Origin of the sequence: Leptospira ilyithenensis, assembly GCF_004771005.1 — a bacterium.
GTDB classification, from domain to species: Bacteria; Spirochaetota; Leptospiria; order Leptospirales; family Leptospiraceae; genus Leptospira_A; species Leptospira_A ilyithenensis.
On record NZ_RQHV01000011.1, the window covers coordinates 1 to 484 of the forward strand.

Annotated in this window: 1 protein-coding gene; it reads right to left on the reverse strand. The window is 33.5% G+C overall.

Going from position 1 to position 484, the window contains the following annotated elements:
• On the reverse strand, positions 1–484 hold a 484-nt coding region (locus EHS11_RS19730), incomplete at both ends, for an SH3 domain-containing protein (protein WP_167884320.1).

Here is a 484-nt window from a genome sequence, read left to right on the forward strand (position 1 = left end):
TCCGTATGGTTGAATGTAATCTACAATATTTGTATCTTCGAGTAAGGCTACAGTTGTTCCTAATTTTAGCTTTCTTATTCCCTTACTATCTTTTGATGGTTTTTCTCTTACTATCACATCATCCTTCGTAATCGTATTATAACCGACTTCTAATTTAAAATATCCGCCATTCGAAGCAGGACCGGCTTCTATTTCGCTTTTCCTATTTCGGTAAGAAGTCTCTAATTGTTTTCGATCAATACACAAACCATCCTTTGCCTTCTCTGCATTCCCAACGGCAATGCTACTTTTTTCTTTTAATAAATTTTCCTTTGTATCATAAATGAAAATATCATCGCGCTTATAAGTTGGGTCATAAGAAAACCGAAAATATAATCTATTGGTCTGATTTTCGAATTCGAATTGATTCTCTGAAATTTGTTTTACTTTATATTTATGAACTTGCTCGCTCCCATAAGTTTTGAACCGAATCGAATCTTTGGAT